9 protein-coding genes are annotated in these 8,774 nt (G+C 47.2%); 5 read left to right on the top strand and 4 right to left on the bottom strand.

Features of this window, described 5'->3' with window-relative positions; genetic code table 11:
* Positions 1-366 precede the first annotated feature (366 nt).
* Together D829_RS31380 and D829_RS0117860 are read right to left on the bottom strand one after the other, a co-directional pair.
* The gene (locus tag D829_RS31380) at positions 367-1,251 is read right to left on the bottom strand and encodes a WYL domain-containing protein (RefSeq protein ID WP_017690286.1); all 885 of its coding nucleotides are present in this window, start codon (positions 1,249-1,251) and stop codon (positions 367-369) included.
* Positions 1,199-2,554: a WYL domain-containing protein gene (locus D829_RS0117860; RefSeq protein WP_017690285.1), complete on the bottom strand. Its 1,356-nt coding sequence runs from the start codon at positions 2,552-2,554 to the stop codon at positions 1,199-1,201. Before D829_RS0117860 ends, D829_RS31380 begins: the two co-directional genes overlap by 53 nt.
* Before the next feature lie 371 nt (positions 2,555-2,925).
* On the opposite strand from D829_RS0117860, the gene D829_RS0117855 reads away from it, so the two are divergent.
* The 3 genes from D829_RS0117855 to D829_RS0117845 all read left to right on the top strand — a co-directional run bounded on the left by D829_RS0117855 (position 2,926) and on the right by D829_RS0117845 (position 6,035).
* Positions 2,926-4,419, top strand: a complete 1,494-nt coding sequence (locus tag D829_RS0117855) for a TROVE domain-containing protein (RefSeq protein ID WP_017690284.1) — start codon at positions 2,926-2,928, stop codon at positions 4,417-4,419.
* 25 nt (positions 4,420-4,444) lie between these two features.
* Positions 4,445-5,248: a nucleotidyltransferase domain-containing protein gene (locus tag D829_RS0117850; RefSeq protein ID WP_017690283.1), complete on the top strand. Its 804-nt coding sequence runs from the start codon at positions 4,445-4,447 to the stop codon at positions 5,246-5,248.
* Positions 5,249-5,405: 157 nt separating this feature from the next.
* Complete coding sequence (locus tag D829_RS0117845) at positions 5,406-6,035, top strand: copper amine oxidase N-terminal domain-containing protein (RefSeq protein WP_017690282.1); 630 nt, start codon at positions 5,406-5,408, stop codon at positions 6,033-6,035.
* Positions 6,036-6,176: 141 nt separating this feature from the next.
* Here D829_RS0117845 and D829_RS0117840 read toward each other — a convergent pair whose 3' ends face one another.
* The gene (locus D829_RS0117840; RefSeq protein ID WP_017690281.1) at positions 6,177-6,569 is read right to left on the bottom strand and encodes a RidA family protein; all 393 of its coding nucleotides are present in this window, start codon (positions 6,567-6,569) and stop codon (positions 6,177-6,179) included.
* 275 nt (positions 6,570-6,844) lie between these two features.
* Here D829_RS0117840 and D829_RS0117835 point away from each other — a divergent pair, with 275 nt between their 5' ends.
* Positions 6,845-7,096, top strand: a complete 252-nt coding sequence (locus D829_RS0117835; RefSeq protein WP_017690280.1) for a hypothetical protein — start codon at positions 6,845-6,847, stop codon at positions 7,094-7,096.
* Positions 7,097-7,157: 61 nt separating this feature from the next.
* Here the strand turns inward: D829_RS0117835 and D829_RS0117830 are convergent, their stop codons facing one another.
* Positions 7,158-8,078, bottom strand: a complete 921-nt coding sequence (locus D829_RS0117830; protein WP_017690279.1) for an AEC family transporter — start codon at positions 8,076-8,078, stop codon at positions 7,158-7,160.
* 121 nt (positions 8,079-8,199) lie between these two features.
* Between D829_RS0117830 and D829_RS0117825 the strand changes: the two genes are divergently transcribed.
* On the top strand, positions 8,200-8,712 hold the full coding sequence (locus D829_RS0117825) for a mismatch-specific DNA-glycosylase (RefSeq protein WP_017690278.1): 513 nt from the start codon (positions 8,200-8,202) through the stop codon (positions 8,710-8,712).
* Positions 8,713-8,774 lie beyond the last annotated feature (62 nt).

The following is an 8,774-nucleotide window of genomic DNA, read 5'->3' as shown; positions in this document are numbered from 1 at the left end:
TCCCGTCACCGGCCTTTTCGGAAAAATATGGTTCTAAACCAATCTCCTTCCATTTACCCTGAGGTGTCGAAGTTGTAAATCTAAGAATGAGAGAGAAAACAGGCGAAAACATTACTTTTTAGTGGGAGCGTTTGTATTAGACAACCAGTCGGAACAACTGGACACGTATGAATTAATTGCCGTAGTCATGGGCGTGCACGCGATTAATAAAAGACGGAACTCGGCTGCCAGCAGTGGAGGAACGTAGTTTAGGCGCAAGTATACCAAAAAGGTTTGGATGAGATTCTCCAGACCTTTTTTTCGTATATGGATATGGATTTGATTTGGCTTTTGAGCAATAGTTATGGTTAACCCAATCTTACAAAATCATTGGCCATCGGCTTTTGCAAGAGAGCCTTCCTCACGTTGGTGGTGCTGAGCTTCATTGGAGTGTTCGGAATGCGTATCAGGATCTTTTTCCGCATAACGTGCCAGTGCCTTCGCAGCTGTTTCGGACATCCGCTCCCGCAGTACTGTGTGGTCAGCAATTCGAACCCGTTTGCCGAGAAAACGCATTTTGGATAAGACGTAATCTATCTCATTGCGCGGAATGGTCAGCTCGATCCGATATGTTTGCTTGGCTTCCAGGTACTCGACCTGTTTCTCAAAGCAGGAGAAGGCATAGAGGATTCGAGACAGCTCCTGATTGAACTCGGGCAGTACTTCGATAGTGATGGTCGTTTTGCGCTTCTCTGTTATCGCAGCAATTCGGGCAGTGTAACCCGAAGCGGTATCCGGTTCAACCGGTTGGGCTTCCACGGTAACGATGCTGTGCAGCTTGGTTGACATGAGTTTGTCGAAGCGAGGAGCGAACCAGAGCACGTACCATTCTTTTTTGACCATGGAATATTCCAGTTTGTACGGGAAACCAAATTCATCATGGCTTGTGCGTCCATTGCGGACGCGGCCTGTCATTCGAAATCCCTGATGATGCAGAATGATTAATCGTAACTGTCTGAGAAGTGGATGAGAGACACTGTTTTCTTCGCTTTTGGCTTTTTCAGTCAGGTAATCTTGAAGGTTCAGGTCCTGTTCACTATTCAGCATGTTGTACATTTTATCCAACGTTACAGCACTCAGGGCTTCTTTGGCAGCAGGGTGATACAGCATCATGCGAAGCCAAGCCCGTTCCTGTGAGGTCCAGGTGAATAGTCCGGTTTCATTCAGTCGTGTCATCATCTGGTAATTGAACATCTTCTCGAACAGGTTCATAATATTCCGCAATCTCCTTCCATTCCTTGATCATCTCCTGGCGTAGTCTCTGAGGCGCGATTACTTCGCAGCTTGAGCCAAAACTCCGTAACCACGGTTTGATCTCGGTGGTACCGTTGACCTGGATTTCGTAGAGAAAGGTATGGTCTGTTTCGGGTGTGATCTTGCCCCATTGACCTTGCAGACGAACCCGATCCAGAATGAAGTTGCGCTGACCACGCTCCGGGTGGAAAAAGCGTGCGTGAACCGTCACGGTATTCCCCGTATCTACCAGCCAACTGTAGCGACTAATGTCGGTCCACTGCTGCTTCAACTCGAGCATGTATTGCTCTTCTACTGAATCCTGTTCCTCTATTTGGGTTATGCCTTCCATCCGGAATTTCACAAAGCCGCGGCGGCCCTGATATCCAATTACATACCAACGACCATACTGATGGTCATAGATCACTTCAAGGGGCACGATCCGGTTGGATCGACCACCTGCTTCCCGTTCAAAGCGTGGATTCGTATTCTGTGAACTGTAGCTGGATGGTTTTTTCGGTGAATAGTATAGGAACTGCACACGTTTGCGCTGACGAATCGCACTAAGCAGCGTGTAGAGATGAGCTTCGTCCAGGATACGAGAATAATAGTGATACTTATAGATATAGGGTTCGGTAGCTTCTTCTTGTGGATAACTTGCCGTAATGGCTTTCTTCAGACTATCCCGCAATAAGTACCCCTGTACGGAAGGAACCTGAGTGTTTGCCATCATATCTACAAAATCATACAACTCCAGCTGTTCCTCCACTGTTAATTCGGTAAGGACATCCTGTTGCAAGGCATATCGATACGGTCTGCCACCAGGCTTTTTTCGAATAACCCCAACCTCTTCCAGATACTTTAGATCGGAGCGAATGGTTTTCTCGTCAGGTAACGCCAGATCTTCCGGCAGATCAACACAGCAGGCGTCCAGCAGTTCCATCGCGGTTAAGGCTTCATCTTGTAAGGTATGCAAAAGGACAGAAAGCCGCTGAACTTCAGTCTCTTTCATCGACTTGGCGCGGAAGAGGAAGAGCAGCATGGGCTCAGCGGATTCTCCGTACTGGAAGCGGACGAGATCCGCCATTTCCCGGCTTGCTTCGGCACCTGAGTGTTGGTCGGCGACGGTCTGCATGATTTCTTTTAATCTGCGATTGGTTTTATCAAAGGTATGTACGGATATGCCAAGCCGCTCGGCATACTGTTTACGGTTATATGCACCGCTTGTTAGGGATAACATGCGTAAGAACTGAATTTCTTTGTCAAAACTCTCTCTTGCCATGAACGTTCACTCCTTGTTATCCCTTCATTGTAGCAGGATGAGCGGCAGGTTTCATTTTAAACTTATGAAGGTTGACTCCATTTCAGAAAATGATTCGTCGCCATACTTTCGCCATGTTCGCGTGCAGATGTGTGAGGCATAATAAGGTTGTGAAGCGGGGCAGCAACAAACTCTGCGGATCAAGGTTCCGAGGCGCCAGGGAGGGTTACTTCGACTGTTAATCGACCAGGTCGTTGGTTCGAATCCAATCGCCGCCGTTCATGGCGGTGTAGCTCAGCGGTAGAGCGGGTATTATACCTTCCCACCTTTTTCCTCGGAACATTTTATTATGAAAGAACAGCAAATAGACTCACACCGGGAGGTCATGAGTGATGAGCAGAGCGAAACAATTATTTAATCAACCTCAGCCAACGACACGTAATCACGGGGGCTATGGAGCCTATGAGCGATTGGTGGAGGAACAATATATACAGATGTTGATGACCAATACATTGAACAATACATTCTATGCAGATACACAGCAACTGATGGACGATGCGATGGTCAGTCATCAGGAGATGGCTGAGGTCGATGCAGGGTTTATGGCGCGGGCGCTGGTCTATGCTCGTAATGAAGGTTTGATGCGGTTACAGCCTCTATACGGGCTGGCACTCTTGTCCAAGGTGGACCCGGATCAGTTTGCAAAGGTGTTCTCCAAGGTCGTACAGACACCTGCTGACTTGGCCGATTTTCTGACGATTCTAAGAGGAACTGGTCGGGGACAGGGCGGCCGAGCGGTGAAGCGTCAGGTGAGTCTCTTTTTGAACGGCATTACTGAATATTGGGCGATCAAATACAACGGGCGTGGGCGTGGATATAGTCTGGGCGATATGATCGCTACAGCACATCCCAAGCCGATAGATCTGAAGCAGCAAGCCTTATTCCGTTATTTGCGCGGGCATGAGGTGGATCTTACGGAACTCCCGCAGTTGCAGGCGCTGGAAAAGCTGAAAGCTACCCTAAACCCGGCAAGCCGGATGCATCTGATCGAGAAAGGTAAACTCCCGTATTCGGTGGTCACCTCGATCATGCAACCGACACGTACGGTGTGGGAGGCGTTAATGTCACAGATGCCGACCTTTGCATTGTTGCGTCACCTGAATGCAATGGATCGGGCAGGTGTTTTTGAAAAATCGAAAAATATCGATTACGTAACGGGCCGTCTAACGGATGCAGAAGCCCTGCGCAAGTCGCGCATCTTGCCTTTCCGATTTGCCAGTGCGTATGAAATGATCGCAAGAGAAGAGCTGCGCTCTGCTTTGCGGGAAGCAGTAGAGCTATCCATTGGCAACCTGCCAACACTACCGGGAAGAACGGCTATTTTTCTGGATCGTTCCGGTTCCATGCAAGGGGATTATTTGCGGATTGGTTCGGTGCTGGCACTGGCACTATATAAACAAACAAGAGGTAACGCACTGTTCTGGTTATTCGACCATATGGTTGAGGATGCCCGTCCGAAGATGAATGAAAGCATTCTTTCCCAGGCTCACCGTATTCGCGCACAAGGCGGAACTGACACGGGGCGACCGGTGCGGGAACTCCGGGATATCGGAGAAAAAGTGGATCAGATCATTATGATCACCGATGAACAGCAGAATGAAGGCAGCCCATTATATGTCGAGCTTGAGCGATATCGCCGGATGATGAATCCGGAGCTGAAGGCATTTATTGTGGATATAGCACCTTATCAGCAGGCGATGGTACCACCACGGGATGGCAAAACCTTTTACATCTACGGTTGGAGTGAAACGGTACTGACGTATATTGCCGAGACTGTGGCAGGATATGATACACTCGCGAACCGGGTGAGAGCGATGGATATTTAATTTGGGGAAATTGGAGGCGACGGACATGACCTATGTTCATGAAGAAATGAAAGATACGATTAGACAACAGCTCAAGCAGATTGAACAGGAGGAGCAGGTACGGATCATCTATGCCTGTGAATCGGGCAGTCGGGCGTGGGGGTTTCCTTCACAGGACAGTGATTATGATGTGCGTTTTCTGTATGTAAGACCGCTGGAGTGGTACTTGTCGATTGAGGATAAAAGGGATGTGATCGAACGCCCAATCAGTGACCAGCTCGATATCAATGGTTGGGATCTGCGCAAGGCTTTGAAGCTGTTCCGCAAATCCAATCCCCCACTGTTGGAGTGGCTGCAATCCCCCATTCAGTACGATGAACGGTATATCGTGGCGCAGCATATCCGTGCGCTGTCACCTTTGACCTTCTCGCCCAAGTCCTGCATGTATCATTATCTGAATATGGCGAAGGGGAACTTCCGTGATTATTTACAAGGTGAGCCTGTGAGGATTAAAAAGTATTTCTATGTGTTGCGCCCCTTGCTCGCTTGTGGCTGGATTGAGCGTTATGATGCGATGCCACCGATGGCATTTGAAGAGCTGGTGCAAGAACTTGTACCTGCGACTACACCGCTATATACGGAGATTCATGAGTTACTACGCCGGAAAAAGGCGGGCGAGGAACTGGATCTGGAGCCGCAGTTGCCAGCAATACAGGCTTTTTTGGCGAAGAAGATCGAGCATTTTGAACGACTGGCTGGCCAGATGGAGAACGAGCAGATTATTCAATTTGAAGAATTGGACCGGATTTTCCGTTTTGCATTGCAAGAGGTGTGGGGCGAAGGGCAATAAGAGGAAGAAAGTTGTGCGCTGCGCTATCGCTGCAGTCGGAGTGAATATACCCGCGTTTGTAAACTGTTATGTGAAAATAAATTATGTTATCAACCTATATTGTATGGGTAATTATGGTATGATACTCTGGCCAAACTAATTGCTGGAGGTTATCCGTATGCGTATCAAAGCAATAAGTAGTTTGCTTGCCATTTTCATGATTTTTGCTACCGTTGCGTCTGCTCACCCAGGAAGAACAGATTCGAGTGGAGGGCACACCTGTCGTACCAACTGTGCAAAATGGGGGCTGAAACAAGGGGAATATCACTATCACAACGGAGGTTCCTCTTCGAGTTCCAAATCTTCATCTTCAAGTTCATCCAGTTCAGGAAGTACCAAGAAAAGTAACAAGTCTTCAACGGCAACCCAAAAGAAAGCCACTCCTAAACCAGAATATATCACGTCTTCTGTTCAGGTGAAGGTGAATGGTTCCAAGGTTATTTTCACTGAATCTCCAATTGTAATGAATAACACGAATCTCGTACCTCTGCGTGAGATGGCCAAAGCAATGAAAGCCAAAACATCTTGGGACAGGAAGACTCAAACCATTACCGTTACCAAAGATAAGTACAAGCTAATCTTTACCTTGGGCAGTAAAAAGGTGAAGGTGAACGGCAAAGAGGTCACTCTACAGGCAGCACCCAAAGAAATTAAGGGAACGACGTACATTCCCCTCAGAGTTTTGGTAGAAGGGCTTGGGGCATCCCTCACTTCATCTGGTAATACGCTGACGGTGAAAGTCAAATAATAAGAATAAGAATAAGAAATCATAAAGAAGCATGTTAGGAGTTTATCCGGCCCTGCTTCTTTTTTTTGTATATGGACTTCGTTAAAGCGAAACCTCATCAGGCCATTTTACTTGGCTCTGCAACGTTGGATATGACCAGAATCAGTCGGTATGAGCAACGGCGCGAATCTCAATCAGTTGATGAGGGAAGGCGAGCCCGGATGTCCCAACCATCGTAACAGCCGGACGATGAGTACCAATGTATTCTTTATACACAGCAACACATGGCTCAAGATGCTCCTGCGGGTGAACCAAAAAAATCTCCAGTTCAGCAATGTTCGACTTGGTCACGTTAAATCCTGCGAGCACGCGATCCAAGTTATCCAGTGTCTGGCGAACTTGTGCTTCAATATCATCGACACCAATAAACGTCCCCTGCATATCATGCGAAAATTGTCCTGCAATGTAGATCGTACCGTTAATGCTGTATCCCTGAGCAACGCTGAATGCCTCTTCCCACGGGACCCCGTGGCTATATATTTGAGCTGTAGTCATAAGTTTCTCTCCTTTGGAAATCAAGATAAGGTTAGTATAAACGGAGAAAAACGACTTGGGCAGTACGCACTTTCATGACAGTGACTATCCATTAGGATAGTGTAAACACGGTGTTTGTGAGCCTAACGACTCATTCCAGAGAATCTTTATATCAGGATATTTAATTTAGGTATAACTAACTTAAGTCCTATATCCTTCCACTAGAATCTGGGTAATAATTATAGTAAGCAAGTGATTGATGGAATCTCATAACGTAACGATAGGGGGTAACCTGTATGGCATCAATGATTCTGCTGGTAAAACAGACGGAGGACGATGAGAAGGTTATTTATCGATTCGGACCGAATGAGCGAAAGATGGGGCTCATTGAGATGAATAAGATCAAGGAAAGTGTGAGGGAACTGGAACCTGTCCAGGTGGATGGGGTAAGTCCGAGTTTTTTCTTTAACCGAGCTGCGCAGCGACTGGTACGATGTTTATTCAGGGAAGGCGGCAAGTTCCCGGAACGAACGACGTTTGAAACATAGTTTCAGTACCGCAAAAATAAGTCCACAATCCTTCTCATGGGTCATGGACTTATTTTTCGTTTCAGAACGTTTTGGCATAAGAGATCAGTGCCGTAATGGTGATGATGTTAAGCAACGTTGAGATTAGTACTGTCTGGGCTGCAAAATCGGGTTCGTTATCGTATTCTTCTGCGAGAATGGATGCGTTGACACCCGTCGGCATACCGGAAGCGATAATGAGTGCCTGTGCAGCGATACCTTCCAATCCAAGCAGTAGCACAATTGAAATCCCGATAGCCGGGCCAATCAGAAGACGCAAAAATGTGCTAATATACACATCAAGGCGATACAGTTGAATTGGATATTTTACAATCTGTGCCCCGAGTGTCAGAAGCGCCACAGCAACCATACTTTGCTGCGCATAGGTCAGCGGCATGGACAGGAAAGTAGGCAAGGGAACCTTCCACATGTGTAACAGAATCCCCAGCAAGAGTGCATACGGGACGGGCATTTTAAGAAATCCAATAATCACCGCACGGTAATTACCTTTGAGCTTCGCGCCCTGAATGGACAACACGCCATAGGTGAACGTCAGTAATGCCTGCAAAGACATGACCAGCGCCTGAATGGAAGAGGCGAGTGGATCGCCGCGGAATACCAGTGCATTGATGGGCAGACCATAGTTGCCTGCGTTATCCAGCATAATACTGTTGTTGAAAGCAGCCTTCATGCCTTTATTCATCCGAAGCGAGCGTGCAAATACAGAACCTACAATATAGAGAATCAATACATATATCGCGTAAAAGAGTGTCACGGTCCCAAGCAGTTCGCCCGACATATCCGAGTGATACATGCTCATAAAGACGGCTGCGGGGGTAATACAATAGAAATTGATTTTGGCGAGTGTGTACAAGTCCAGCTTGAACACCTTTTGCATCCAGGACCCGACGGCGATCAGGAGAAAGACGGGCAGGACGACTTCAAGCATGATGTCTGCAATCATTAGTTCAACTTCCTTTTTCATGAAAATTTCAATCCAATTTCGAAAATACTTTGCTTATTATATCATTTTATACACACACGGAAGATGTAATTAGTTAAAAAAGATAAGGGGGCTTCCCATCATGATTCCAGATCATCTGGATGTTGGTTTATCGATATTGTTTATTGGCTTCAATCCGAGCATTACCTCTGGAGAGACAGGTCACCATTATGCTTACAAAGGAAACCGGTTCTGGCGCATCCTTGAACGGTCGGGATTAACCCCGCGTTTATACGATGCCCAGGAGGATGGAGAGTTGCTGAAGCTAGGATATGGATTCACGAATATTGTGGCCCGTCCCACCAGAGGTATGGAGGATATTACAAAGGAAGAGTACGCAGAAGGACGACAGATTTTACGGCAAAAGCTGGAGAAATACCGACCGGACATCGCTTGTTTTGTCGGAAAAGGTGTATACACCCAGTACAGCAAGCGCGCCAAAGTGCAATGGGGATTCCAGGACGACCCGGTCGTCAAGGAGATTCAGGAGTTCGTCGCTCCGTCGTCCAGCGGACTCGTGCGCATGTCGATGGATGAGATTGTGGCGATCTATTCACAGCTTGCTGATTTTGTCACGGAGAAGAAGTGGTGCTAAGAGGGACGGAAAGCTTTAAAACAAACATAGATACATAGACTAGTTTTATGATAATGTAATAG

The organism is Paenibacillus sp. PAMC 26794, assembly GCF_000316035.1.
Taxonomy (GTDB): Bacteria; Bacillota; Bacilli; order Paenibacillales; family Paenibacillaceae; genus Paenibacillus.
This window is presented reverse-complemented; position numbering and strand designations above follow the sequence as displayed.